Source organism: Paraburkholderia sp. JPY465 (assembly GCF_050436725.1).
Classification (GTDB): domain Bacteria; phylum Pseudomonadota; class Gammaproteobacteria; order Burkholderiales; family Burkholderiaceae; genus Paraburkholderia; species Paraburkholderia youngii.
Genome location: NZ_JBNDMT010000002.1, coordinates 1,208,636 through 1,232,996, shown reverse-complemented (window position 1 = coordinate 1,232,996; position 24,361 = coordinate 1,208,636). Strand labels below are relative to the sequence as shown.

The following is a 24,361-nucleotide window of genomic DNA, read 5'->3' as shown; positions in this document are numbered from 1 at the left end:
GACCCATGACTAAATTCGATCAACTGCTGAGCGCCGATCGCGCGCACTTCATGCATCCGTCGACGCACGCGCACGATCACGCGAGCGGCGCACTGCCGGGCCGGATCGTGACCGGCGCGAAAGGCATCCGTATCGAGGACCATCAAGGCAAGTCGTTTATCGATGCATTTGCCGGCCTTTACTGCGTGAACATCGGCTACGGCCGCACCGAAGTGGCAGACGCGATTTACGAGCAGGCGAAGAAGCTCGCTTATTACCACACCTATGTCGGCCACTCGACCGATACGATCATCGAGCTGTCGTCGCGCATCATCGACTGGTCGCCGAAGGGCATGAAGAAGGTGTACTACGGCCTGTCGGGTTCGGACGCGAACGAAACGCAGATCAAGCTCGTCTGGTACTACAACAACGTGAAGGGCCGCCCGAACAAGAAGAAGATCATTTCGCGCGACCGCGGCTATCACGGCTCGGGTATCGTCACCGGCAGTCTCACGGGCTTGCCGAGCTTCCATCAGTTCTTCGATCTGCCGGTCGAGCGCGTCAAGCACACCGTGTGTCCGCACTGGTATCGTCGCGCGCCGGCGGGCATGAACGAAACGCAGTTCGTCGCGTATTGCGTCGATGAACTCGAAAAGCTGATCGCGCGTGAAGGCGCCGATACGATCGCGGCCTTCATCGGCGAACCGGTGATGGGCACGGGCGGCATCGTACCGCCGCCGGCCGGTTACTGGCCCCCGATCCAGCAGGTCCTGAAGAAGCACGACATTCTGCTGATCTGCGACGAGGTGGTGTGCGGTTTCGGCCGGCTCGGCTCGAAGATGGGCGCGCAGCACTACGGCATTCAGCCGGATCTGATCACCGTCGCGAAGGGTTTGACGAGTGCGTATGCGCCGCTGTCGGGCGTGATCGTCAGCGAAGGCGTGTGGGATGTGATCGATAAGGCATCGCAGGAATCGGGCGCGCTGGGGCATGGCTGGACGTATTCGGGCCATCCGATCTGTGCGGCCGCGGCGCTCGCCAACCTCGACATTCTGGAGCGCGAGAACCTGACGCAGAATGCGGCGCAAACCGGCGCTTATCTGCTCCAGCAATTGCATGCGGCGTTCGACTCACATCCGCTCGTCGGCGAAGTGCGCGGCGAGGGCATGCTGGCCGCGCTGGAGTTCATGGCCGACAAGGATCTTCGCACGCCGTTCGATGCGGCGCTGAAGGTCGGGCCGCGGGTGTCGGCTGCGGCGATGCAGCGTGGACTGATCGCGCGGGCGATGCCGCATGGCGACATTCTCGGCTTTGCGCCGCCGCTGGTGACATCGCGCAGTGATGTGGACGAGATTGTGAAGCTGACGCGCGAGGCGGTGGATGAGGTGGCGTCGCAGGTGTTTGCGCCGGCTGCTTCGCTTTGATGAACTGAGGTGTGAGAAAGCCCCGGCTGCCGTTATGCGGTAGGTGGTCGGGGCTTTTATTTACTTCGGGCGGAATTGATGTCAGGCGGTTCAATTTCGATAGAATCCAAGGTTTCGCTGACCGATCGTGTTTCGCGCAGATCACCGCCCACGATTTCGTGCCGGTGTCTGTCGAGAAATCGGATCTTCGTGTCGATTATCAACGTAACTGGGACGTCACCGTGGGAGCTATGCCACACGGCTTGAAATTTATACGGTCCCATCCGAGCGCCGCCCATATGCGGCATTGTCGCGCTATCTATCCTGTCTCCCCATCCCGTATCCGTAACTGAAAAGTTTTCAGTTATGAACTGTTCAAATTGAGCGCGCGGCTTGAGCATTGGAACAATGTCGCCGTGAAAACTGACCGATCCATCCGCATAAGCGGTCGGAATCAATAGCGCTCCGACGAGCGTAGCCATAAATCTTTGAACACAGATCCTTTTATTCACGATTCAGGATCCGGAAGATCTGGAAGAGCATGCCTTTAAATCTATGCCGTGCTTTAGTCCTCCCGGAACGGACTCCGGTTGCCCTTGTTCCGCGGGTCCTATCGTCACGCTATCGATATGCTCTTCAATGCGGACTGCCTTAAGCAAACTTCCATTGACCTTCCTGCCGCGCGAGTCGATGAAATCTATACGCGTGTTTATCGTCAGAACTACTGGTTTTGAACCTGAATTCTTGCGCCAGTTTGCCCACATCGAGTAAGGCCCGATTCTGGAACCTCCTAAAGCTTTAGATTGAACGTCTCCAATTCGCGTTCCCATTGAATCGCTGACGATATCGAAGTTGCAGCGAACGAGTTCTCTTAAGTCTGCGCTCTGATTTAATAGCGGCATGATAGATGAATCAAAATCGACTGAGCCCGTACCATCTAGTGCGAAAGCAGCAAGCGGGAGACACGACAAGAGCGGAAGCAGTCTTTTCATTTCATAGCCCAGAAAATTTGACCCGGCGAGAGCCGACAGCGTTGTGACGATGCATTGGCACGCTCCTCCTCGGATAGCGGCGGCTTCGCGCCGCCTTGTCACTGACGGCTATAGGTACATGGACCCGCATCAGAACCGCTGGAAATTGTGCTTGCTCGGCAAGATGCTGCTTCGTAGCGACCGCTTCTTTGATTGAAGCGAAACTGGGTTGTGTAACACGTTATCGCCGTACAAGCCGTCTCTGCGATGTCTCGCATTCCATCATGCTCCACTTGCAAGATCTGAAAAACATCAGCGTTTCCTTCATGCAGGATACGCCCGTTAGAAACAAGCCAGTGCTGGAATTGATGGGCGCCATAGAAAGGTGCGAAATATGGGTCCAAGGTGGGCCGCACGAATCGGATTTCCCGCCCCCTAAGGCTAATTGGGACGGTCTTCCATACGAGCCTTGTGCTTGGGTCCTTCGGTATCTCGCCCGCTTGTGCATAGCCAGTTAAATCCTGCGCTCGCTCTTCATGTTTCATCAATGCGCTTGCGAACGCATGAGTGACGTGATCCCATCCGCTCGTTGGGTCTTCAGTTCGATTCTCGAACAAGATTTCTGAGGCAACTGTATGACCAGCCGTAAGGCCTGCGAGTAGTAGCGCGATAGCAGTATTTTTCATTTTGGTGTCCCACCGCCCGCAATAAACCAAGCCTTCAGAGTCGTAAAGTCATGAACCTGAAAGGACACCCATTCATGAGGCTTTAGCTTCTCAATGGCATGCTTAATGTTCCCGGCCATCACCGAGTCAATTACATTGTGGACGCGAACGTCTTCAACCGCGATAAGGTCCTGAGTGTGCGGGGAAAAATCGTCGAGACCCATCGCCTTCTTGCCATGTTCGGTCCACGCGGCTCTGTTAATCTGGTACAGACCGGCAGCGGTAGTGTGCCCATCTTTACCCGGCCCCGGGTGAGTTGATTCGTCGGTAAAGGTCCACGTCGTATTTCCCGGATACCACCCGTACTTCGCGTGATAGTCGCCGCCTTCAGATTTCCCAATCATATAGAGGAACGCCTTGACGTTGGCATCTTTAAAATATTCCTCGTTCTCTTCGAGGCGCGTCTTCTGTCGTGACGCAACGCGAACCTGTTTCGCGGCGCTGTCGGCGGTACTCGTCGTCATTCTTCGCGCGGCATGGTTGAGATGCTTACCCGACGGGGAGATTACGGTCTTAGGCATGTTTCGCCCCGTTGCAATAGATATTGATTTCTTCAGCCGAACTGGTCATGGAAAGACGGTGCGTATAGCCGCTCGCGTCGGTCATTCCATGTTCTATATCGCCGCTTGCCCGTTCGATCGCATATTCAACGCTTGCTAAAGGCTTACTTGTGTGAGTGTCGAGGAGTTGGAATTGCTCGTCATAACCGGTTGATAGCGAACGCAGCCGGTCAAAGGGAAAGAACTCTCCGGTTTCTGCATTCAAAGCCTGTGCCGACGGCATCGGCGGGAAGTTGGCGTAGATCGAATAGGTAATGCGACAAAGGTCACAGACCTCCTCGTCTTGGGTCTGCTTTCCAGTGCCTTCCCGAATCTGCTTCTCCATTGGATTCCTCATGAATTTCCAGGCGATGTCGGATACTTACCCATCGAAACGAACCACGTCAACAGCTTTAAATCGAGATAAGACTGTCTTGAAAAACATTGACGACGACTGCTACGCGCGAAAAAGAAAGCCCGCCATGAGGGGCGGGCTCGGAGGGTGACAGTATGCGGCTAGAGCTGGGAAGGGCCGTAATGCATCGGCCGGTGCTTTAATCGCAATGAGAGTTAATGTGAAGCTTCGTCGCCGTAATGCCGATCCGGAACAACAACGATATTCCCCACGAAGCGCTTTTCCATAAACCGCGTCTGCGCCTCATGAAACTTCGACAGCGGATAAGTCGCCGCGAGAACCGGCCGAATCGTACCGCTCTGAATATAGTCGAGCACGCGTCTGAACGCGCCGCGCGTGCCCTGCGACGATCCATTCAACTGCAATTGCTTCAGATACATCGTGCGCAAGTCGAGTTGCACGACCGGCCCGGCGATCGCGCCCGCGGTCGTATATCGTCCCTCTGGCCGCAGCACGTTCAACAGCTTGCCGAACAGCGCCCCGCCAACCAGATCCGCAACCACGTCGACGGGCCGGCCGCCGGTCATCCGTTCGACGTCCGCGATGAAGTCGCCGCTGTCGCGCAGCATCACGCCTTGCGCGCCGAGCGCGAGCACCGCTTCTTCCTTGCCCTTGCTGACCACCGCATACGGAATTGCGCCGCGCGCGCGGCATAGCTGGATGATGGCCGAGCCGACGCCGCCGGACGCACCGGTAATCAGCACCGCTTCGCCGCGCTTCACGGCTGCACGCTCGATCATCTGCTCGCCGGTGTGATAAGCGCACCAGAACGTCGCGAGCTCGGCGTCGGAATACGTGGAGTCGACGCGATGTGCGTTTTCCGCGGGCACGGCCGTGTATTCGGCGTAGCCGCCGTCGCGGCCGTGACCGATGTAGTCGATATCGGCGAGGCTGTCGTCGTCGCGGTTGTAGATCGACGCGTCGACGATCACGCGCTCGCCGATACGCGCATCGCTGACGCCGCGACCCACCGCGACCACGCGTCCGACGATATCCGCGCCCTGAATGCGCGGAAACGTCAGCGTCGAGCGGCCGCGTCGCCACGTCGAGACCGCTTGTGGGTCGTCGTCGGTGCCGTAGGCGCCCTGGCGGACCCACACGTCGGTATTGTTGAGACCGCAGGCGGTCACATCGATCAGTACCTCGCCGGCCGCGCAGGACGGCACCGGCACGTCGTCGCGATAGACCAGTTTGTCGAGACCGCCGTGCCCGGTCAGCACGACGGCCTTCATCGTTTTCGGAAGCATGGTTCCCCTCTTGTCTGGACGGGCATCGTGCTTCGCGAGTCGATGCGGGCACGACGCCCGTGCGATTACGGTTTGACGAACAGCTTGCGTGGCGTCCGGCAGAAGGTCTCGACACCGGTCCTGGTGATCAGGATGCTCTCGGTGATTTCGAGGCCCCAGTCGTCGAGCCACAGGCCCGGCATGAAGTGGAACGTCATGCCGGGTTCGAGGACGGTCTTGTCCCCGGGACGCAGGCTCATCGTGCGCTCGCCCCAGTCGGGCGGATAGCTCGCGCCGATCGGATAGCCACAACGGCTGTTCTTCTCGATGCCGTATTTATGCAGCACCGCGAAAAACGCATTGGCGATGTCCTCGCAGGTATTGCCCGGTTTCGCCGCGGCAAGCCCGGCCTCGATTCCTTCGACCACCGCGCGCTCGCCCTCGATGAAATGCTTCGGCGGTTTGCCCAGATACACGGTGCGCGACTGCGGGCAGTGATAGCGCTTGAAGCAGCCGGCGATTTCGAAGAACGTGCCGGCGTCCTTCGCGAACGGCGTGTCGTCCCAGGTCAGATGCGGCGCGGCCGCGTCGGCGCCGGTCGGCAGCAGCGGCACGATCGCCGGATAGTCGCCGCCATGACCGTCGATGCCGGTAATGCCTGCCGAGTAGATCTCCGCGACAAGGTCATTCTTGCGCATGCCCGGCTCGATTCGCTCGACGATATGCGCGTGCATCTTCTCGACGATGCGCGCGGCCACGCGCATGTACTCGATCTCGCGTAGCGATTTGACCGCGCGCTGCCAGTTGACGAGGCCGGTGGCGTCCTGCCATTTCGCGTCCGGCAGATGCGCGACGAGCGAGCGATAAGCGGCGGCGCTGAAATAGTAGTTGTCCATTTCGACGCCGATCTTCGCGTTGGCCCAGCCGCGCGCCGCGATCACGTCGCGCGCGAGATAGTCCATCGGATGCCGCGCGGTGGATTGCACATAGTGATCCGGATAGCCGACGATCTGGTCGTGCTGCATGAAGACGGTGCGCTTTGCACCATTCGCGTCCTGACCGCGGCCGAACCAGACTGGCTCGCCATCGAGCGCGAGCAGCACGCACTGATGCACGTAAAACGACCAGCCGTCATAGCCGGTGAGCCAGGCCATATTGGTCGGGTCCGACACGATCAATAGCTCGATGCCGGCCGCCTGCATCGCCTTGCGCGTCTTGGCAAGACGCGCGGCATATTCGTCGCGTTCGAACGGCAGGCGCACGACGGGCACCTCAATTCGCGATTCCTGTTGCGTCGTATCTGACATCTTCCCCTCTCTCTGAGCGTGACGTCGTTGCGGGAAGTGGCGCGCGGTGCACGTGAATGCGGCGCCACGGGTATTTCTCGCCGCAGTCTAATGCCGCGAAAAAACGCCTCCGAATGTGCTAGTTCAATGTTGGTGACGTTATCGAAGCATGCTTGTGGTCTTGTTGCAGTGCACCCTTCGCTCGCCTTGGTCCGCGCGGAAAAAAGAATTGTTCTAGAGCAATCTGGTTTGCAAATATGGCTGCGTATTCTGGTTCGCATCACTGGCATTTCCGGCGCCGCAGCCGCATTCCATTGAGTCAAATCACGTACGACGAACGGGATCGAATCGATATGAACACTGCGCGAGTTACCGATCTATTGAGCGCTTCAGGCATCGCCCCGGCAAGTCTTTCCTCGGAGCGTACGGCGACGCCCGCAAACACTCAGGCGCGCCGCGACCAAAGCCCAGCGAATAAGCCGTTGATCCGACTCGACCGGATCACGAAACGATATGGCGCGCTGACCGTGCTCGACGAACTATCGCTCGACGTGATGCCCGGCGAGAAGCTGGCGCTGATCGGTCCGTCGGGATCGGGCAAGACGACGATCCTGCGCATCCTGATGACGCTCGAGACGATCGACGGCGGCCATATCGAGGTGGACGGCGAACAACTGTTTCATATGCCGCGTGGCGGCCAGATGGTGCCCGCGAACGAAAGGCATCTGCAGAAGATGCGCGAAAAGATCGGCATGGTGTTTCAGCACTTCAATCTGTTTCCGCACAAGAGCGTGCTCGACAACGTGACGCTCGCGCCGATGCTGACGAAGGGCGAGAGCCGCGAGTCGGCGGAGAAGCGCGCGCTGGAACTGCTCGACATGGTCGGCATGGCCGACAAGGCGAAAAGCCGTCCCGCACAACTTTCGGGCGGGCAGAAGCAGCGCGTGGCAATCGCGCGGGCGCTCGCGCTCGCGCCGCGAATCATGCTGTTCGACGAAGTGACGTCCGCGCTCGACCCCGAACTCGTCGAGGAAGTCCTGAACGTGATGCAACGGCTCGCGCGCGAAACCGATATGACGATGCTGCTCGTCACGCACGAAATGGGCTTCGCGCACGATTTCGCCGACCGCGTGCTGTTTTTCGATCGCGGCAGGATCGTCGAGGAAGGCAAGCCCGAGGACATCTTCACGCATCCCACGCACGAACGGACCCAGACCTTCCTGCGCAAGATCCTCGCCGCGGGGCATCGAATCTGAGCCGAGCCGCAACAGATTGTTTTTCCCATGCTGCACATCACCCACTACTACGTCATACCACTACGCCATAGGAGCCAGAGATCATGAAACTGAAGGGGATTCTGATTGCGGGAGGGTTGTCTCTGCTGACGCTCGCGAGCGTCGCATATGCCGCCGACGACAAGCTCACGCAGCTGCGCCAGCAAGGGTTCGCGCGCATCGCGATCGCGAACGAACCGCCGTTCACCGCAGTCGGCGCCGACGGCAAAGTGACGGGCGCGGCGCCCGATGTCGCGCGCGCGGGGTTCAAGAAGCTGGGCGTCAACGACGTCGTCGCGTCGGTCTCCGAGTATGGCGCGATGATTCCGGGCCTCGCGGCCGGGCGGCATGACGCGATTGCGGCGGGGCTGTTCATGACGCCGCAGCGTTGCGCGGCCGTCGCCTATTCGCAGCCGGTGCTGTGCGCGGTCGAAGCGTTCGCGGTCAAGAAAGGCAATACGAAGAGCATCAAGACCTACGAGGAAATCGCGAAAGATCCGAAAGCGGTGATCGGTGTGGAAGGGGGCACCACCGAGCAGAAGCTCGCGACCGCCGCGAATATTCCGACCGATCGCGTGATCATCGTGCCGGACGGGCAAAGCGGTCTGAAGATGCTGCAGGACGGCCGCATCGACGTATTCGCGTTGCCGCTTCTTTCGATCACCGATCTGCTTTCAAAGGCGAAAGACCCGAACCTCGATTCGATCGCGCCGGTGCAGAACACGCCGGTGCAATGCGACGGCGTCGCGTTTCGCAAGCAGGACACCGCGCTGCGCGATGCGTTCGATGTCGAGCTGAAGAAGATGAAGGATTCCGGCGAGTTCGCGAAGATCGTCGAGCCCTATGGCTTCTCGGCGAAGGCGGCGATGTCGGCGAGCCGCGAACAACAGTGCGCGGCGAAGAACTGAGGCCGCGATAGCACGCCATGCGCGCGGCACGGTCGCGCGCATGGCCTCCGATACATTGCGCGCGAGGTACGTCGATGAACCACTGGTCCGGTTATTTGCAGCTGATTTTGCAGGGGGCGCGGACAACCGTCGAACTGACGCTGATGGGCGCGGTACTCGCGCTCGTCATGGCGTTCGTCGCGGGGCTCGGGCGCCTGTCGCGCTTCTTCGTGGTGCGCGCGTTGGCCACGTCGTATATCGAGTTCTTTCGCGGCACGTCGATATTCGTGCAGCTGTTCTGGGCGTATTTCGTGTTACCGATGGCCGGCCTCACGCTGACGCCGCTGCAGGCCGGCGTGCTCGCGCTTGGGCTGAACGTCGGCGCGTACGGCGCCGAAGTGGTGCGCGGCGCGGTCGCCGCGATCGGCCATGAGCAGCGCAGCGCGTGCATCGCTTTGAATCTTTCCCGCTATCAGCGCATGCGGCACGTGATCCTGCCGCAAGCGTTGCCGCTGATGCTGCCCACCTTCGGCAACAACGCGATCGAGCTGCTGAAGGGCACGGCCGTCGTATCGCTGATTTCGCTCGGCGACATGACCTTCCAGGCGCAAGTGGTGCGCTCGCAAACCGGCAATACGTTGATCCCGTTCGCGACGATTCTCGCGCTGTACTTCGGCATGGCCTGTCTGATCTCGTTCGGTATGCGCAAGCTGGAAAGCCGGATGAGTTTCGGTCTCGACCGCATCAGGAGATAGACGAATGGAATGGGACTGGAGCTTCGTGCGCGAGATTCTGCCGATCCTGCTGCAAGGCCTGGAGATCACCGTGCTCGCTACATTGCTGGGCGCGGTGGTGGCGGCCGTGGTCGGCATGGTGATTGCCATTTTGCGGCTGGCGCCGAATCGCGTGGTGTCGCGCGGCACGTCGGCGGTTGCGGGCTTTATTCGCGGCACGCCGCTGCTCGTGCAGCTGTATTTCGTGTTCTACGTGCTGCCCGACATCGGCATCCGGATGCCGGCGCTCGCGGCCGGTGTGCTCGCAATTGGCGTGCATTACGCGACATACGCGGCCGAGGTCTATCGTGCCGGCATCGAAAGTATTCCGCGCGGGCAATGGGAAGCCGCGAAGGCCTGCAATCTGAGCCCTGCGCAAACCTGGCAGCACGTGATCCTGCCCGAAGCGGTGCCGCCGATGGTGCCCGCGCTCGCCAATTACCTGATCTCGATGTTCAAGGAAACGCCGTTGCTGTCGGCGATCACGGTCCTCGAATTGATGAATCAGGCGAAGATCATCGCGAATACGGACTACCGCTATCTGGAGCCGATGACGCTGGTCGGGGTGCTGTTCCTGATCATCAGCCTGATTGCGGTAGCCTTTGTGCGCGTACTTGAAAAGCGGTTTCCGGCTCCGGGGCATTGAACGATGCAAATAACTATTCGGCGGTTCGAGCGAGCGCCGCATCTGGTCGAACGCGCTTTCGACAAACGTATCGGCCTCGTGATTCTCGCGACCGATCACACCACCGAGCCGGATTTCGCGGCACTCGTTGCGAACGAGCATATCGGCATTTACGTGAATCGCGTGCCGTATGCGAACCCGGTCACGCCCGACAATCTGCGCGCGATGCAACCGTCACTGACCGCGGGCGCGGCGCTGATTCTGCCCGACGAAACGCTCGACGTCGTAATGTATTCGTGCACGTCGGCGTCCGTGATGATTGGTGATGCGCAGATCGAGAGCGCTATTCATGCGGCGAAGCCATCGGCCAGAGTGGTCACTCCAACGGCGGCCGCGGTCACTGCGCTCGACACGCTCGGCGCGCGGCGTATCAGCGTGCTGACGCCGTACACGGCACAAACGAGCGGGCCAATGGCGGAGTACTTCGCCGCGCAAGGCTTCGCGATCGATCGCTTCTCATGCGTCGGTTTGACCGACGACCGGGAGATGGCACGGATTTCGCACGACGATATCGTCGCCTTTGCGCGCGAGGCGACGGCGCTGGACTCCGACGCGCTGTTTATCTCGTGCACCGCGGTGCGAGCCGCGCGGATCATCGCGCGAATCGAAGAGGCTACGGGCAAGCCGGTGGTGAGCAGCAATCTCGCGACCGCATGGATGTGTTTGCGGCTGTGCGGCGAGAACGACGCGAGGCCGGAGCAGGGGCGTTTGATGACGCTGCCGTTGCTGATGCGCTGATGCGAATGACGTCGGGCTTTCAGCCACTCAGTGGCTTGCGCCCGACGTTCCCGACGTGAGCCGTTCGATCATGTTGCGGATCGCGCGCATCTGAACGCCTTGCTGATCGGCGAAATGTCGGCCGGTATATCCCCACCAGTCCCAGCATCCGTTCGGGTTGGTTATTGGAATCGATACCGCCTGCGGATATAGCACGACGATACGGTTGTTGTCCGCCCACTGCGTATAGCCCGCGTGCCGGACGAACGTGGTGCCGTAGGAGAGGCCGGTCGGCGAGCCGAGCGGGACATAGGCCTGACCCTGCCGACAGCCGTGCAGCGCAACGTGCAGCCGGCACGGCGCACCCGCATCGCATGTGCCCGGTACATACAGCCATCCGGTGGTGTCCATGCCCGTCCTGCGCAAAAAGCCCGCTGGCCGGTTGGCCGGTAGATAACGGCTCTGATCGAAGCGGATGAAGCGTCCCGGTGGCGTTGCCGCGGCAGGCGGCGCGAGCGGAGCAGGTCCGTAGATCCAGCCCAGTATCTGCTTCGCGCCATCGACGTTGCACTTGCCGATGAACGGCGATTCGCTTTTCGCGCAGGCCACGCCGTAGTCGAGGGTGGGCATCGTGTGGCCCGCATCGGCGATGCCGATTCGAGTCATGTTCTGTGCCGGCACGCCGAGCGCCGCATAGAACGCCTGCAACTGAGCGACGATGGGCGTAGGCACGGTCGCATCTTTCGCTCCCGATATCGTGACGATTCGTTGGCCCGCGATCCGGGAGATATCGTCAATCAGCCGATTGGCGGAAAACGTCCTGGCCATCGAGACGAGCCGCGGCACATTGGTGCTGTCAGGCGAGACCCGGCAGGCGCTCGCCGGTCCGATGGTGCATGAGCACCGGGTCGTGGCAATCAGAAGGCTGTTTTGCGAGCAATAGTACGGACCGGCCGCAACGACGCCCACGCCCTTGATGATCGACGAGTACGCGAGCGCCAGTTGCACCGCCATGAACCCTCCCGCCGAGAGGCCGGAGACGGAGGTCTGCGAGATATCGATGTTGAGCGCCGGCAATGGCGGATAGCTGGCAGCTTCGGCGTAACAGCCTGCCGACGGCATCGACAAAGCGGTGACACATATGCGGAGCGCTGCTTTCACCGGGTGGCCTCGCACTCGAATGCTTATCGGTAGAACGAACGACGGCTCGAAATTTTAAAGCGTCAGTGCATCCGAATCGTGTTGTTTTTCCCGATCGCGCGCGACTCATCGCCAACGCACACGTACGGATTACCGCATCCAGTGCGGGCTTTATGGAAAACCCCGATGCCTGCATCGTCCTAGAACATCGTTGCAGAAGTGTGCCGCCGGTATCGTGGATTCGGGCGACGTTGCCTGTGTCGCATAGAGACATCCCAGGAGGAGACATGCATTACGCACATTCATGGACCGCGCAGAGCGCGCAACCGCAAGCGCAAGCGCGCAGCTTGCTGCGGCGCGCGATCGCCGCATCGGCGCTCGGCAATGCAACCGAGTGGTTTGACTACGGTATCTACGCCTATGGCCTCAGCTACATTTCGGCCGCGTTGTTCCCCGGCAGCACTTCGCAGGCTACGTTGTTCGCACTCGCGACGTTCGCCATTTCGTTTCTCGTGCGTCCGTTAGGCGGCCTGTTCTGGGGGCCGCTCGGCGATCGCCTCGGCCGCAAGCACGTGCTCGCGTTGACGATCATCCTGATGTCGGTGGCAACGCTGCTGGTCGGACTCGTGCCGACTTACGCGAGCATTGGCTGGTGGGCACCGGCGATCCTCGTCGTGCTGCGAATGATCCAGGGCTTTTCGACGGGGGGCGAATATGGCGGCGCGGCGACTTTCATGGCCGAATACGCGCCCGACAAGAAGCGCGGCTTTTGCGGCAGCTTCCTCGAATTCGCGACGCTGTCGGGGTTCTCGCTCGGCGCGTTTCTGATGCTCGGTTGCTCGGTCGTACTCGGCAACACGGCGATGCATGCATGGGGATGGCGTTTGCCGTTTCTGATTGCGGCACCGCTCGGCCTGATCGGCTTCTATCTGCGCTCCAAGCTCGAAGACACGCCGGTCTTTCGCGAGCTCGAAGAAACGATGCACAAGGAGCAGCATAGCTGCGTCACGCTGAAGGCGTTGCTGAGCGACTATTGGAGACCTCTGATCCAGCTCGGCGGGCTCGTGGTTGCTTTGAATGTCGTCAACTACGTGCTGCTCGCCTATATGCCGACCTTCATGCAGAAGCAGCTTGGCATGAGCGACAACATGTCCCTGCTCGTGCCGCTGATCGGCATGCTCGCGATGATGGTGTTCCTGCCGTTTGCGGGCACGTTCTCGGATCGCGTCGGACGCAAGAACGTGTGGTGGTTTTCGTTGGTCGGCCTGTTCGTCGCGGCGATTCCGATGTTCCTGCTGATGAAGCTGAGCGTAACCGGCGCGTTCATCGGCTTTGCGGTGCTCGGGCTGTTGTACGTGCCGCAATTGGCCAGCATCTCGGCGATGTTCCCCGCAATGTTCCCGACGCAGGTCCGTTACGCGGGGATGGCGATTGCGTATAACGTGTCGACGTCGATCTTCGGCGGTACGGCGCCGATGGCGAACGAATGGCTGGTCGCGCATACGGGCAATGCGCTGGTGCCTGCCTACTACATGATGGCGGCGTGCGTCGTTGGTGCGATTGCGCTCGTCTTCGTGCCTGAAACGCGCGGCTGTTCGTTGCGCGGACAGGGCATTCCGGGGAAGCAGGAAGTGGTAGGTTGAAGTCAGCTAGCGTGGCCAGCCGCATATCGACGCGGTTTGGCCACGCATGTTCGATTGAGCGTTTATTTCAGCTGGCTTTCGCGAGCCTCGACTTCAGCAGTTCATATTTCTCACGCGACGTATCCGCGAACGCCGCCTCGCGACTCGAAAGCGTATCGTCGAATGGAATCGGCTCGGCAAACTGACTGACGGTCAGATCCCATCTCTTGCCGTCGATCAGGTTGTAGAAGTGTGTGCCGCCGGACGTTCGCGTCGTCAGAATCTCGCCACCGAAGCAGTCCTGCACGATCAGAGACGTCACGCTGCAATGATTCTGTGCCGGATTCGTCGACAACCAAGCGTGGGTCGGGCTCGACGTATCGCCGGCCCATACGCGCGCAAGGGCGCGGTAAAGGTCGATGGGCGTCGCAAAGTTCTTCGATACGGCAGGTGTCTGTGCTTCCTGTGTCATGGCGGCAATCCTTCGTTCGATGAGCGGATAAGGTCGTGAAAAACAAAAAGCCCCGTCGTTGCCGGCGGAGCTTTTTGGCGCATGTCGCTGCGAATGATGTCTAGCGGCGTATGCGTATGCGAGTCCCCACAGGCAGTCCCACGCGGGCATGCGCACGATGATGCTTTGCGATCGGGTGGGTCGTGAGGGCTTGCATAGAGAGCGAGTGTGCCTTCGATCGCGCGACGCGTCAACGAATCACCGATAACTGCGTCGCACTGATCATGCTTACGACTTCGCGCCGCTCAGGATCGTGAGGCTTGGGCAGTAGTGCGTCGCGCTCAGATACGCGGCCTGTTGCGAGCGCACGCCTGCGCTGTTCGACGTCGGCGGATCGATGAACACCTGTGCATTGTTCGATCCCGCCGGTGCGGTCAGCGTCATCGTCACTTTCCACCAGTTGCCGGATTTGACCGCGCTTAGCGCCGTTGCTTGTCCCGCGCCCCACGTGCCGCGCACGATCGCGCCGGTGTTCGTGTTCAGTACCCAGCCGAACTCGGTGCCGCTCGGGTCGTCGGTCTGGATCGAGCCGCCGGGGAACACCGTTGCGTTGGTGGTGGCGAGCACATAGTCGGTGAACGTGTACGACTGGCCGCCCTGTACCCGGATCACTTCGTGGATGTTCGACACGGACGAACCATTCGTGCTCGTGACCGTCGCGGCGCCACGATTGACGCCGGAGATGTCGGTAGCGGGCACGGCGGTGCCGCCGTTCGACTGGAACCACGCATCCGGCGTCGCGAGACTGAGTGGCGAATTGATCAGGTTGTTCGCATAGCAGGCCGACGCGGCTGCGTCGGCCGGCGGTCCGTAGAAGCTGGCGATGCTGGACTGGATCACGTTATCGGTCGTATCGGACGTCGCCTTCGTGATGATCGCGCCTTCGAAGAACTGGATCGGCGCGGCGCTGCCATCACCGCCTTCGCCGAGCGACAGACCGCCTTGCCATTGGCCGTTGAATGCGTGACCGGCATCGTTGCCGAAGATCAGCGCTTCAGGCGGCGCCTGATCGTACAGCGACGTCAACACGTTTTGCGAGGCTGCCCCGCCTTTGACCGCGAACAGATTCGACGCGTTGATCGGCGAGTACTTCGACAGCACCGTAACGAACTTCTCTTGCGCGGGCTGCTGCGGGCCGTACAGATAGACGCCGGCTTCGGCGTCCACACCCGGCCAGTTGGTGTCGAGCGCATTGCACACCGGGTCTTTCACGTTCGACGGCTGGATCGAGTCGCCGTCGCAATAGCCGAACACGGCCGCATTGCCGTTCGAGAACGCGAGCGCGAACATTTCGCCTTCGATTTCGCCGTGCGCATAGGTGCTCGGATTCGCGCTGCTTTCCATGTTGCCGTAGGTGCCGCAGCAGGTCGACGATTGGCTGTAGTGCGCGCCAGCGACCATGTACTCGGCGATTTCGCTATCGCCGATCGACTGGTTCACCGTGCCGAAGCGTTTCCGATAGGCCTGCCCGGCGAGCGTGCCGAGAGCAGCAATCTGCACGCCGTTCGTCGTGACGAACCCGAGCCTGGCCGGTGTGCCGGGGAGCGCGGGCAAGTCGTTGCCGATCGTCAGTTGCTGCGTCGGCGCCTGTGCGGTCAACGCGGTCGGCGGTTGCAGCAGTTGCACGGTCAGGGTGCCGGCGGTGCCGGGCAGCGTGATCGTCGCGAAGCCGTTGAGGACCGGCACGGTGGTGGTTTTGCTGCCGTTCTGTACCGTCAGCGATTCAGTGCCGTCCTGGTTCAGCGTCAGCGTCGCCGGGACATTGCCGAACGCGCCGTTTTTCAGCGGCGCGACCAGATCTATCTGATCGTAGATGTAGGTAACCGAGCAGGTCGTGTTGTTGCAGAAGGATTGCGCGCTCTGCACATTCGCCGAGCCGACCAGCGAGCGGTCGCCGCCCTTCAGCGTGCTGTTGGTGTACGGATAGACGTCGAGCGTCGTGTTGTCGGACGCGCGTTGAATCTGGAACAGCGGGCCGGTGTAGTTCTTGGTCAGTAGCCGGGTCACGCTGTGCGCGGCGGAGCAGGGCGTGTTGGCAGTCGCGGCGGCGTCGCAGGGCAGTGGGGGAGTCGTCGAGTTGTTGTTCGCCGATGCGTTCGAATTCGATTGCGATGCGTTGCTGGATACCGCCGCGTTCGACGTGGCTGCGTTCGCCACCGGCGATGTCGATACGCCGCTATTGTCGCCATTGCACGCGGCGAGTCCGACGGCCATCGCCAGCCAGACCGCCACTAATCCTATTCTTCTCGACATCATGACCTCCTCCTGTTGAACCGCTGATTGGTTGGAAATACTTAGGCGTACGGATCGGGATAAAGAGTCGTTATGGTGTTGGTTGCTTCGCAAGGGAGCCCGTGGGGCTGGCGTCGAACCTGGCAGGTAATAATATTAGTCAAGAATATCGATTTGCTTGCATGGGGTAATCCCGCATGCGAGCATCGGCAGAATGAAAGAATCTAGGCTGTATGCGGCATACGCATTGCGCATACGTGCGGGACTTTACGAAATTATTACTAATATTTTGACCCGTGCGACACGCGGCGTGCTGCCGCGATGACGTGATTGCGCCCGCCGTGTCGAATCAGCGCGACGCCGTGAAGCGAGGGGAATAGAAGTAAAAGTGACGCGAGGCGAATCAGAACTTCACCCGCGCATGGCTTGCGCCGATGTACTTCAACGCAATTCAACCGCCGGACAGAACTGTGTCCTCGATTTCATAGCGTTCGTTACCGACCGAAATCAGATTGATGCCGGCATGTTTGCGCGTCAGCGTGTCGCCGGGCGTCGGCTGATCGCTCGCGGACGCGGCTGTGCCCATCACGCGGCCGTTTACGCCGAAGAAAATGGCTCGCGTCATGCCGTCGGGCCAGTAGACCACGACCGTTGTCGATCGATCGCTGTGATGCACGACGCCGAACTTGCACATCGTTCTGGTCTGTCCGTTGCCGCGCTCGCACGGCAGCGTGCCGCTCGCGCTGATCGCCGATTCCTTCGCGGGTACGTGGCCATTCTGCGAGCTGGTCTGAGCGCCTTCCGTGGAAATCGAAATCAGCGTCACGCCATCCGCTGCGCCGACCACGCGCGCGCGCCGCTGGTGCTCGACGATCGCGCGCACGGCGGCGCTGTCGCGCGGACCGGGGCAACCGACCAGCATCGCCATATGATCGAGATAGTTCGCGGTCGCGGCCGACTCGCCGAGCCGCCGGCAGACATCGCCCGAGTGCGGATAGCCATCGCCGAGCACGACGAACGAGGCGGGCCATTTGAACGGCTTGCCGGTGCCAGCGGCCTGCGCGGAAGTCGACGCGCCGCCGCTACCGAAAGCCGTCGCCGCCATCGCGGCATACAGCGCCAAAGCGAAAGACCGGGTTGCGCGTCGCATCGATGTTCTCCTCGGCATGCTCACGTTCGAGCCGCACCGGCTGCCAACGCGGCCTGCGCCCGCTGCAGCCACTCGCGATTGTGTTCGCGCGCGTGGCGCGGCCAATGTTTGGCGTCCTGCACGATTTCCGCGTAGAGCGCACCGGCGCGGCGGCGGTCCGCGTCTTCCGGTTGCGCGGCGAGCCAGTCGGCGAACACGCAGCGCGGCGCGACATCGGTTGCGCAGGTCAGCGAGTGTTCGAATGCCGCTCGCGCACCCGGCGCGTTCAGCGCAGCCAGCGTGCGCGCGTACAGCAGCGCCGGCTCGCCCTGATTGCGCGCGTGCGGATTGATCGAGAACAGATTCGCCAATATTGTATCGGCGGCCGTGTAGTTGCCGAGCGCGAACTGCGAGCGCGCGAGACCTATCAGTAGCGCTGGATCGTTCGCAAAGGGGCCATTCGCCGCGGCCTGAAAATGTTCGAGTGCTTCACGCGGATTGCCGGCCGCGAGCAAGGCCTCGCCGAGCCGCATCCGATGCTGCACGGTCGGCGAGCGCTCGAAAGCGGCGCGTGCTTCACGCAGCGCGCGATTCGGATCGACGAATTGGGTGATCGCCTGCGTGGCCACTCGCGCGCCGCGCGTATGGCGCAGACCCGGCAGATAGATCGCGAAGAAGTACACGACGCTGCCGAGCAGCGGAAAGGCAAACAGAATGAATAGCCAGTAGATGCCCTGGTTATTGCGCATCGCGTGAATAGCGAAAAAGATCGCAATGAAAACGTGAAGTCCAATTCCAAAGAAGTAGGGCATATCGATTCAACCTTCGAGCATGAAGAAAAGCGACGAAACTATAGCGCTCGGAATGGTAGCGGATGCGCGGCACATTCAGTTCGCCGAGCGTCAACGAGTCCCAGGTCTTGCCGCCGTACAGTAGCACGAGCGGACTGCCTCGGTGCTCGTCCTTACCCGGTTCGCAGCCGCACTCGCCCTTTTCAGTCCACGTTCAGACGCAGGTGGTGAGCAGCAGCGCGGGCCCGAAGGTGATCACGCTCGCGACCAGCGCCGCGATCAGGGTCGAGACGACGACGGTATGCATGAACGAGCTGATACGTTCGGGTCCAGGGTCGCGGGTCACGGCGCGATAGCGCCATAGCCAGCCGAGTGCGACCAAATGCAGCAGCAGAATGATCGCAAGACTCGCGCGCAGCGGGCCGGCCGGCCACGCGAACGCGCAGCCGATCGCATGCAGCGCATACAGGATCACGAACGCGAGGCACCAGATCGTGAAGCCGACAGCGAGCCACCACAACCGACGTGGCGAAAGCGGACGCGCATTCATGGTCTGGCTCCCAGCATGGCGACGAGGCTTGGCAACGCGAGCACGAGTCCGAGCGCGATGATGCCCGTCGCCAGCGTGTAATCGACCCACAGGCGCGTGAGGCGCAGATCGGTCAGGCGCCGCGCGGAAACGAAGCCCGCGCCGACGCGCAGCACGTTGCTGATCAGGAACAGCAGCCCGACGCCCGCGTGAACCGCGATATACGTGAGTAGCGCCGCGGCCGTCGCGCCGAGCGCATGCTCGCGCGGATTCGGTGTCACGCCGTCGATCAGCATCACGCAGGCGACGAGCGCGACGATCAGCGCGATCGCGGAGAGCCCGATCGTGCCGTGCGGTTTGCGTTCGGCGGCGGCCGCGCGTAACGAGCCACGCGTGGCGGCTGCGGCCACCGCGAGCGCGACGACTGCGACAAGTGCGAGCAGACGGTTCGGATGCGGCGCGACCGCGGCTGGCCAGTTCGGCGCGGCGATCCACAGATAGAACGTGCCGAAGACCAGCGACGTGAACAGCGTGCCGTCCGCGACCAGCGCGCAGATCATCGAAAGCCATGACGGCGCACCGGCCACCTCGGTATGCGGCGGGACGGTGACGCCGCGCCCGACTGACAGCGCGCCGTAATCGCGCGCGTGCCCCGCGCTCTGGCCTGCGTAGATGAAGAGACCGAACGTCGCGAACGCGAATGCAACCGACAGCAGATAGAACTTGAACAGCATTGCGAGCACCGCCGCCGCGGTCACGAGTGCGGTGGCGAGTGGCAGATACGTCGAGTTCGGCAGCACGATCAGCTGCTCGGGCACGCCCGAAGTCATATGCACGCCTAGCGCCTCCTGCCAGCCGTTGCGCGTGAAGCCGAGATAGCCTTCCCCGCGCGCGAGCGAGGTAGCCAGCTGGCCGGGCGGGACCTTTTCGGATTCGGCGTCGATGTGTGGGATCGACGCGAACGCATACGGCGCGGGCGGAATCGGCATCGCCCATTCGAGCGTGGTCGATTGCCACGGGTTGCGCCGCACCCGTTGGCCGAAACGCAATTGCACGATGATGTCGATCACGACGAGCGCAAAGCCGATCGTCATCACGAAGCTGCCCACCGACGACAGCAGATTGAGCCCGTTCCAGCCTTCGTCGCCGCTATATGTGAAGACGCGCCGCGGCATTCCGAGCAGGCCGGTCAGGTGCATCATGAAGAACGTCATATTGAAGCCGATGAACACGAGCCAGAACGCCGGCACGGAAAGCTTATGCACGGCGGTGCGCCCGGTCAGCAGCGGCAGCCAGTAATAGAACGCGGCGAGCATCGGAAACGCCAGCGCGCCGGCCACCACGTAGTGCATGTGCGCGACGACGAAGTAGGTGTCGTGCGCCTGCCAGTCGAACGGCACGATCGCGAGCATCACGCCTGTGAGCCCGCCGCACGTGAAAACGAAGAAGAAGCCGAAGATGTACAGCATCGGCACATCCCAGCGCGGGCGGCCGTGCGACAGCGTGGCGAGCCACGCGAAGAACTGGATCGCGGTGGGCACCGCGACGATCGCCGAGCCCGCCGAGAAGAATGCGAGCGCCAGATGCGGAATGCCCACCGTGAACATGTGGTGCACCCAGATGCCGAAGCTCAGGAACGCGAGCGCGATGATCGCGACGACGATCGCGCGATAGCCGATCAGGCGGCGTCGTGCGAATACGGGGATCATCGTCGATAGCACGCCGGCCATCGGCAGGAAGATGATGTAGACGTCGGGGTGGCCGAATAGCCAGAACAGGTGCTGCCACAGCAGCGGATCGCCGCCACGCGTCGGATCGAAGAACGGCAGGTTGAACGCGCGCTCCACCTCGAGCAGGATCGAGCCGAGAATCAGCGGCGGAAACGCGACGATCATCATCATCGCGGTGACGAGGATGTACCACGCGAAGATCGGCATCCGATCGAGCGACATGCCCGGCGCGCGCATCTTCAGGATCGACACGACGATCTCGATCGCGAGTGACAATGCCGAAATTTCGACGAACGTGATGCCGAGCAGCCATACGTCGGCGTTCAACCCGGGCGTGTACACATTGGAGCTGAGCGGCGTGTACATGAACCAGCCGCCGTCGGGCGCGCTGCGCAGAATCAGCGACACGGTCAGGATCGTGCCGCCGAACAGATAGCACCAGTAGCCGTAAGCGGTCAGGCGCGGAAACGCGAAATCGCGCGTGCCGAGAATCTTCGGCGTCAGATAGACCGCGAAGCTTTCGACCATCGGGATCGCGAACAGGAACAGCATCATCGATCCATGCATCGTGAAGACCTGGTTATAGGTCTCGACATCCATGAAGGCCGCATGCGGTGTCGCGAGTTGTACACGCGTGAGCATGCCGAGAATCCCGGCGATCGCGAAGAACACGAACGACGTGATCATCATGCGCATGCCGAGGATCGTATGGTTGACCGCCGCGAGCTTCTGTACGCCCGGCCCGGTGCCCCAGATCGCGGCAAGCTGGCGATGCAGCCGCAGCGCGGTGATGCCCTGTGTTGGCGGCTCGACGGGCACACTCATTTCTTCACCTCCCCGTTGGCGGCGGCGCTCTTGACCGCAGCCGGAAAATCTTCCGGACGATCGACGATCACGGTGAAGTGCATCCCCGCGTGACCGATGCCGCAAAACTCGTTGCATTGTCCGGCGTACCGGCCGGGTTCGTCGGCCTCGATCCGAAGCAGGTTGTGGTGGCCCGGCACGGCGTCGATCTTGCCCGCGAAACGCGGAATCCAGAACGCGTGCACGACGTCCATGCTGGTCACGGTGATGTCGACCGGCGTGCGAGCGGGCAGATGCAGAACGTTGTCGGTTTCGACGTTGCCGAGTTCCGGATAGCGGAAGGTCCATCGCCATTGCTGCGCAATCGCCTCGATGCGCGGGGGCGCATGCGCACGCAGCGGCAGCAACAACTCGCCCGCGTACAGCGCGTAGCAGATCAACGGAATCAGGATCACCGCGGGCAGCACGAGACCGCCGAGCACGATCCAGCGCGCGGGCGGCACATGCGAGCCCCAGCCGGGCCGGAACACCGTCAGCAGAAACAGCACGAGCACCATCGCGAACAGGATCGCGGCGCCGGCCAGCATCACCCACCATAGCCCGGCGATCGATGCGGCGGCCGGACCCGATGGTTCGAGCGTCGACAGCGGCCCCGTGCAGCCGGACAACGCGGCGAGCGATCCGGCTTGGACCGCCAGACGCAAGCAGCTATGATGGTTTGCAGCACCAGGCATTCGATGCGAGGGCACGCCACCATGGCAAACAAACGTAATGCTGGAAACGAGACGCGAAGCGAAGTGATGCTCGAGCTGTTGCGGCTCGACAAGGGCTCGGCGGTGGCGCTCGTCGGTCATCCGATTCACGTGATGATGGTGCATTTCCCGATCGCGTTCGTCGTCGCGACCTTGGGCATCGACGTGATCTACTGGTGGACCGGCGACCCGTTCTGGATCCGCGCCGGCTTGTGGGCCGCCGGCTTCGCGTTCTGGAGCGGCGTCGCCGCGAGCGTGGTCGGTACCGCCGAACTGCTGCTGGTGCGCGGCATCCGCCTGAAGGAAGCGAGCTGGTCGCATGCGGTCGCCGCGATGACGCTCGTCGCGCTCGCGGGCGCGAACTGGGGTGTGCGCCTTTACTACCCCGATGAGATCCTGCCGCATGGGCTCGTGCTGTCGGTGCTCAGCTCGGTGATGACGGGCTTCGCCGGCTGGCATGGGGGCAAGCTCGTGTTCGATCATGGCGTGGGGATTCTCGTTTCGCCAAAGGAGTGATGCAGCCAGCGGCCAAGTCCCCCGGGCTCGAACAGATGCGGGGCCAGCAGGTTCGAGTCGATATGGGGCTTGGCCAGCACGATCCAGATGATCGCGACGATCACGACCAGATAAGCGATGGTCAGCGCAATCGCCGAGGCACGGCCGAACCGGCCGTCGGGCAGATACAGATCGTGCAATACCAGCCCGGCCAGCACGTGCAGCATCGCCATGATGCCGACGAACACCATCTTCGCGGTGAACCATTCAACGAAGGTAGCTTGCAGAAAAATCAGCGCGGTGCCACTCGCAATCGCGACGAAAGCGGCGGGCGAGGTCAGTTCCACGAACACGAAACGCGTGATGCGGTGCAGCCGGTCGAGCTCGGTGCCGGCCGCGAGCCCGCGACGCTGCCGGAACAGATACGGCAGCACGAGCAAACCGGCCGACCAGATCGCGATGGCGGCCAGATGAATGAACTTCAGAAGGGTCGTCACAGCGCCGGCTCTCTGACGCGCAGGCTTGACCAGACGAGTGAAAGTCCTGCCGCGAGATAAGGGATCATCGCCAGTACCCACATCAACAGTCCTGCGAGTTGCTGGTCGGCGAGTGGCGTGAGCCCCCATGCGGCGGTGGTCGCGAAGTGTGCGACATAGAGCGGCACCGGCGCGAACACGATCAGCGCGCCGAGCAAACCCATATGGCCGATGGTCGCGACGAGCGCCATCAGCGCGGGGCCGGTCGGCAGCAACGGCGATAAGATGCTGCGCCACATGAGCCATGCACTGCCAAGCAAACTGATCTGCATCAGCCAGTAGCCCGGCACGCTCGACAGTCCCCACGCATAAGGTCCCGGCGCATGCCACAGCCAGATGATCACCGCATGCGCTGCGACCACCGGCACGAGCGGCGGATGCGCGAGGCGCGGCAGCGGAAACGCAACGGCGAGCAGCGGCGCTACTGCGGCGATCAGAATGACGTGATGAGTGACGCGCGCGGAGAACAATGCCGAGGACAACGCGCAAAGCGGCGACACGAACACGAGAGCCATCAGCGCGACGGCGCCCCATCCCGCCCGTGCATTCGCCGAGCGGCCGCTTGCCACGACCCATGCGAGCGCCGCGAGCGCGATCAGCAATGGCGGGTCCGTATTCCAGCGCAACCACAGGCTTTCGGGGACAGCCGCGGGACCACAGTAGGCGACAGGAAAATATGGCATGGCGCGATGTCTTCAACGAGTCCAGGTGCTTCTTTAGTACACGCAAGCAAAAGCGTGACAGATAACACCTTTGAAATGTCGGGACGGCTCACGATCCAACTGATCGCTTGTGTACTCTAGCGCAAATAACCTGTTTAGGGATGGCTATCTGATTCGTGCAAGTTTTTGCGTGACAGAATGTTTTCAATTTGTCGCTCGCACTCGTTTTTTGCCAGCGGGATAAAGGCTAATGTAATGGCGGCGATAAGATTGCAATGGTGCGGCGCAATACTTCACGCGCAGTCTGCCCAGCATACTATGATGAAATCATGTGACGGAGACCCGCCATGTTTCATGATCCCATTCGAATTCCCGCAATCATCGAATTGTCATTGCTTGCGATCGTGCTGATCGTTGTCAGCATCCTGCGCGTGAGGCAGCAAAGGGAGCGGGCGCGAAACCGGGCAATGGCGGAGAAGCGACGGTCTGATAAAACACGAATGTAATATTCGCTTTTACTGCATCTTTAATGCTTCTCTATTCAGATA

General features: G+C 61.5%; 25 protein-coding genes. 10 read left to right on the top strand and 15 right to left on the bottom strand.

The window, feature by feature from the left end; all coding sequences use genetic code 11:
- Positions 1-5 precede the first annotated feature (5 nt).
- Positions 6-1,403: an aspartate aminotransferase family protein gene (locus QFZ94_RS07780; RefSeq protein ID WP_429456092.1), complete on the top strand. Its 1,398-nt coding sequence runs from the start codon at positions 6-8 to the stop codon at positions 1,401-1,403.
- A gap of 56 nt (positions 1,404-1,459) precedes the next feature.
- Here the strand turns inward: QFZ94_RS07780 and QFZ94_RS07775 are convergent, their stop codons facing one another.
- The 5 genes from QFZ94_RS07775 to doeA all read right to left on the bottom strand — a co-directional run bounded on the left by QFZ94_RS07775 (position 1,460) and on the right by doeA (position 6,565).
- The gene (locus QFZ94_RS07775) at positions 1,460-1,894 is read right to left on the bottom strand and encodes a hypothetical protein (protein ID WP_429456091.1); all 435 of its coding nucleotides are present in this window, start codon (positions 1,892-1,894) and stop codon (positions 1,460-1,462) included.
- A 1,141-nt stretch (positions 1,895-3,035) separates the two neighbouring features.
- Positions 3,036-3,599, bottom strand: coding sequence for a paar repeat-containing protein (locus QFZ94_RS07770; protein ID WP_410842404.1), 564 nt, complete (start codon positions 3,597-3,599; stop codon positions 3,036-3,038).
- Entirely contained in the window at positions 3,592-3,963 is a 372-nt protein-coding gene (locus QFZ94_RS07765) for a hypothetical protein (RefSeq protein ID WP_429456090.1), read from the bottom strand. Before QFZ94_RS07765 ends, QFZ94_RS07770 begins: the two co-directional genes overlap by 8 nt.
- 224 nt (positions 3,964-4,187) lie before the next feature.
- Positions 4,188-5,279 (bottom strand): alcohol dehydrogenase family protein, encoded by a 1,092-nt coding sequence (locus QFZ94_RS07760; RefSeq protein ID WP_429456089.1) that lies wholly within the window; start codon positions 5,277-5,279, stop codon positions 4,188-4,190.
- 65 nt (positions 5,280-5,344) lie between these two features.
- Complete coding sequence (gene doeA / locus QFZ94_RS07755; protein ID WP_368583087.1) at positions 5,345-6,565, bottom strand: ectoine hydrolase DoeA; 1,221 nt, start codon at positions 6,563-6,565, stop codon at positions 5,345-5,347.
- A 332-nt stretch (positions 6,566-6,897) separates the two neighbouring features.
- On the opposite strand from doeA, the gene ehuA reads away from it, so the two are divergent.
- From ehuA to eutA, 5 genes are all read left to right on the top strand, one after another.
- Positions 6,898-7,800 (top strand): ectoine/hydroxyectoine ABC transporter ATP-binding protein EhuA, encoded by a 903-nt coding sequence (ehuA, locus tag QFZ94_RS07750; protein ID WP_368583085.1) that lies wholly within the window; start codon positions 6,898-6,900, stop codon positions 7,798-7,800.
- A gap of 83 nt (positions 7,801-7,883) precedes the next feature.
- Positions 7,884-8,726, top strand: a complete 843-nt coding sequence (gene ehuB, locus QFZ94_RS07745) for an ectoine/hydroxyectoine ABC transporter substrate-binding protein EhuB (RefSeq protein ID WP_429456088.1) — start codon at positions 7,884-7,886, stop codon at positions 8,724-8,726.
- Positions 8,727-8,800: 74 nt separating this feature from the next.
- Complete coding sequence (gene ehuC, locus QFZ94_RS07740) at positions 8,801-9,460, top strand: ectoine/hydroxyectoine ABC transporter permease subunit EhuC (protein ID WP_368583082.1); 660 nt, start codon at positions 8,801-8,803, stop codon at positions 9,458-9,460.
- 4 nt (positions 9,461-9,464) lie between these two features.
- The gene (ehuD, locus tag QFZ94_RS07735) at positions 9,465-10,124 is read left to right on the top strand and encodes an ectoine/hydroxyectoine ABC transporter permease subunit EhuD (protein ID WP_429456087.1); all 660 of its coding nucleotides are present in this window, start codon (positions 9,465-9,467) and stop codon (positions 10,122-10,124) included.
- Between the two features lie 3 nt (positions 10,125-10,127).
- A complete protein-coding gene (gene eutA, locus QFZ94_RS07730) occupies positions 10,128-10,901 on the top strand; it encodes an ectoine utilization protein EutA (RefSeq protein WP_429456086.1) in 774 nt (257 codons plus the stop codon).
- A 27-nt stretch (positions 10,902-10,928) separates the two neighbouring features.
- On the opposite strand, the gene QFZ94_RS07725 is transcribed toward eutA, so the two are convergent.
- On the bottom strand, positions 10,929-12,041 hold the full coding sequence (locus QFZ94_RS07725) for an extracellular catalytic domain type 2 short-chain-length polyhydroxyalkanoate depolymerase (RefSeq protein ID WP_429456085.1): 1,113 nt from the start codon (positions 12,039-12,041) through the stop codon (positions 10,929-10,931).
- Between the two features lie 266 nt (positions 12,042-12,307).
- Here QFZ94_RS07725 and QFZ94_RS07720 point away from each other — a divergent pair, with 266 nt between their 5' ends.
- Complete coding sequence (locus tag QFZ94_RS07720) at positions 12,308-13,663, top strand: MFS transporter (RefSeq protein WP_368583075.1); 1,356 nt, start codon at positions 12,308-12,310, stop codon at positions 13,661-13,663.
- Positions 13,664-13,730: 67 nt separating this feature from the next.
- Here the strand turns inward: QFZ94_RS07720 and QFZ94_RS07715 are convergent, their stop codons facing one another.
- The gene (locus tag QFZ94_RS07715; RefSeq protein WP_429456084.1) at positions 13,731-14,114 is read right to left on the bottom strand and encodes a YunG family protein; all 384 of its coding nucleotides are present in this window, start codon (positions 14,112-14,114) and stop codon (positions 13,731-13,733) included.
- 267 nt (positions 14,115-14,381) lie between these two features.
- Positions 14,382-16,160: an arabinofuranosidase catalytic domain-containing protein gene (locus QFZ94_RS07710; protein WP_429456083.1), complete on the bottom strand. Its 1,779-nt coding sequence runs from the start codon at positions 16,158-16,160 to the stop codon at positions 14,382-14,384.
- A 22-nt stretch (positions 16,161-16,182) separates the two neighbouring features.
- On the opposite strand from QFZ94_RS07710, the gene QFZ94_RS07705 reads away from it, so the two are divergent.
- Positions 16,183-16,425 (top strand): hypothetical protein, encoded by a 243-nt coding sequence (locus QFZ94_RS07705; protein ID WP_368583069.1) that lies wholly within the window; start codon positions 16,183-16,185, stop codon positions 16,423-16,425.
- Positions 16,426-16,836: 411 nt separating this feature from the next.
- Here QFZ94_RS07705 and QFZ94_RS07700 read toward each other — a convergent pair whose 3' ends face one another.
- From QFZ94_RS07700 to coxB, 5 genes are all read right to left on the bottom strand, one after another.
- Positions 16,837-17,535: a hypothetical protein gene (locus tag QFZ94_RS07700; RefSeq protein WP_429456082.1), complete on the bottom strand. Its 699-nt coding sequence runs from the start codon at positions 17,533-17,535 to the stop codon at positions 16,837-16,839.
- A gap of 20 nt (positions 17,536-17,555) precedes the next feature.
- The gene (locus tag QFZ94_RS07695; protein WP_429456081.1) at positions 17,556-18,326 is read right to left on the bottom strand and encodes a tetratricopeptide repeat protein; all 771 of its coding nucleotides are present in this window, start codon (positions 18,324-18,326) and stop codon (positions 17,556-17,558) included.
- A gap of 193 nt (positions 18,327-18,519) precedes the next feature.
- Entirely contained in the window at positions 18,520-18,855 is a 336-nt protein-coding gene (locus tag QFZ94_RS07690) for a hypothetical protein (protein WP_429456080.1), read from the bottom strand.
- Positions 18,852-21,389 carry a cytochrome c oxidase subunit I gene (gene ctaD / locus QFZ94_RS07685; RefSeq protein ID WP_429456079.1) on the bottom strand — a complete coding sequence of 846 codons (2,538 nt, stop codon included), beginning with the start codon at positions 21,387-21,389 and terminating at the stop codon, positions 18,852-18,854. Before ctaD ends, QFZ94_RS07690 begins: the two co-directional genes overlap by 4 nt.
- The gene (gene coxB / locus QFZ94_RS07680; RefSeq protein ID WP_429456078.1) at positions 21,386-22,072 is read right to left on the bottom strand and encodes a cytochrome c oxidase subunit II; all 687 of its coding nucleotides are present in this window, start codon (positions 22,070-22,072) and stop codon (positions 21,386-21,388) included. The genes ctaD and coxB overlap by 4 nt, the downstream gene beginning before the upstream one ends.
- Positions 22,073-22,123: 51 nt before the next feature.
- Here coxB and QFZ94_RS07675 point away from each other — a divergent pair, with 51 nt between their 5' ends.
- On the top strand, positions 22,124-22,636 hold the full coding sequence (locus QFZ94_RS07675) for a DUF2231 domain-containing protein (RefSeq protein ID WP_368583058.1): 513 nt from the start codon (positions 22,124-22,126) through the stop codon (positions 22,634-22,636).
- Here the strand turns inward: QFZ94_RS07675 and QFZ94_RS07670 are convergent.
- Both QFZ94_RS07670 and QFZ94_RS07665 read right to left on the bottom strand, forming a co-directional pair.
- Positions 22,600-23,112 carry a CopD family protein gene (locus tag QFZ94_RS07670; RefSeq protein WP_429456077.1) on the bottom strand — a complete coding sequence of 171 codons (513 nt, stop codon included), beginning with the start codon at positions 23,110-23,112 and terminating at the stop codon, positions 22,600-22,602. The two genes, QFZ94_RS07675 and QFZ94_RS07670, sit on opposite strands and share 37 nt — an antisense overlap.
- Complete coding sequence (locus tag QFZ94_RS07665; RefSeq protein ID WP_429456076.1) at positions 23,109-23,834, bottom strand: cytochrome c oxidase assembly protein; 726 nt, start codon at positions 23,832-23,834, stop codon at positions 23,109-23,111. The genes QFZ94_RS07670 and QFZ94_RS07665 overlap by 4 nt, the downstream gene beginning before the upstream one ends.
- Before the next feature lie 326 nt (positions 23,835-24,160).
- Here QFZ94_RS07665 and QFZ94_RS07660 point away from each other — a divergent pair, with 326 nt between their 5' ends.
- The gene (locus QFZ94_RS07660) at positions 24,161-24,319 is read left to right on the top strand and encodes a hypothetical protein (protein ID WP_368583052.1); all 159 of its coding nucleotides are present in this window, start codon (positions 24,161-24,163) and stop codon (positions 24,317-24,319) included.
- The last annotated feature ends 42 nt before the right edge of the window (positions 24,320-24,361 follow it).

Excerpts from the sequence above, each read along its gene's own strand:
- QFZ94_RS07780 (WP_429456092.1), top strand. The coding sequence starts at position 6 with ATGACTAAATTCGATCAACTGCTGAGCGCCGATCGCGCGCACTTCATG.
- QFZ94_RS07770 (WP_410842404.1), bottom strand. The coding sequence starts at position 3,599 with ATGCCTAAGACCGTAATCTCCCCGTCGGGTAAGCATCTCAACCATGCC.
- QFZ94_RS07765 (WP_429456090.1), bottom strand. The coding sequence starts at position 3,963 with ATGGAGAAGCAGATTCGGGAAGGCACTGGAAAGCAGACCCAAGACGAG.
- QFZ94_RS07760 (WP_429456089.1), bottom strand. The coding sequence starts at position 5,279 with ATGCTTCCGAAAACGATGAAGGCCGTCGTGCTGACCGGGCACGGCGGT.
- doeA (WP_368583087.1), bottom strand. The coding sequence starts at position 6,565 with ATGTCAGATACGACGCAACAGGAATCGCGAATTGAGGTGCCCGTCGTG.
- ehuA (WP_368583085.1), top strand. The coding sequence starts at position 6,898 with ATGAACACTGCGCGAGTTACCGATCTATTGAGCGCTTCAGGCATCGCC.
- ehuB (WP_429456088.1), top strand. The coding sequence starts at position 7,884 with ATGAAACTGAAGGGGATTCTGATTGCGGGAGGGTTGTCTCTGCTGACG.
- ehuC (WP_368583082.1), top strand. The coding sequence starts at position 8,801 with ATGAACCACTGGTCCGGTTATTTGCAGCTGATTTTGCAGGGGGCGCGG.
- ehuD (WP_429456087.1), top strand. The coding sequence starts at position 9,465 with ATGGAATGGGACTGGAGCTTCGTGCGCGAGATTCTGCCGATCCTGCTG.
- eutA (WP_429456086.1), top strand. The coding sequence starts at position 10,128 with ATGCAAATAACTATTCGGCGGTTCGAGCGAGCGCCGCATCTGGTCGAA.
- QFZ94_RS07720 (WP_368583075.1), top strand. The coding sequence starts at position 12,308 with ATGCATTACGCACATTCATGGACCGCGCAGAGCGCGCAACCGCAAGCG.
- QFZ94_RS07715 (WP_429456084.1), bottom strand. The coding sequence starts at position 14,114 with ATGACACAGGAAGCACAGACACCTGCCGTATCGAAGAACTTTGCGACG.
- QFZ94_RS07700 (WP_429456082.1), bottom strand. The coding sequence starts at position 17,535 with ATGCGACGCGCAACCCGGTCTTTCGCTTTGGCGCTGTATGCCGCGATG.
- QFZ94_RS07695 (WP_429456081.1), bottom strand. The coding sequence starts at position 18,326 with ATGCCCTACTTCTTTGGAATTGGACTTCACGTTTTCATTGCGATCTTT.
- QFZ94_RS07690 (WP_429456080.1), bottom strand. The coding sequence starts at position 18,855 with ATGAATGCGCGTCCGCTTTCGCCACGTCGGTTGTGGTGGCTCGCTGTC.
- ctaD (WP_429456079.1), bottom strand. The coding sequence starts at position 21,389 with ATGAGTGTGCCCGTCGAGCCGCCAACACAGGGCATCACCGCGCTGCGG.
- QFZ94_RS07675 (WP_368583058.1), top strand. The coding sequence starts at position 22,124 with ATGGCAAACAAACGTAATGCTGGAAACGAGACGCGAAGCGAAGTGATG.
- QFZ94_RS07665 (WP_429456076.1), bottom strand. The coding sequence starts at position 23,834 with ATGCCATATTTTCCTGTCGCCTACTGTGGTCCCGCGGCTGTCCCCGAA.
- QFZ94_RS07660 (WP_368583052.1), top strand. The coding sequence starts at position 24,161 with ATGTTTCATGATCCCATTCGAATTCCCGCAATCATCGAATTGTCATTG.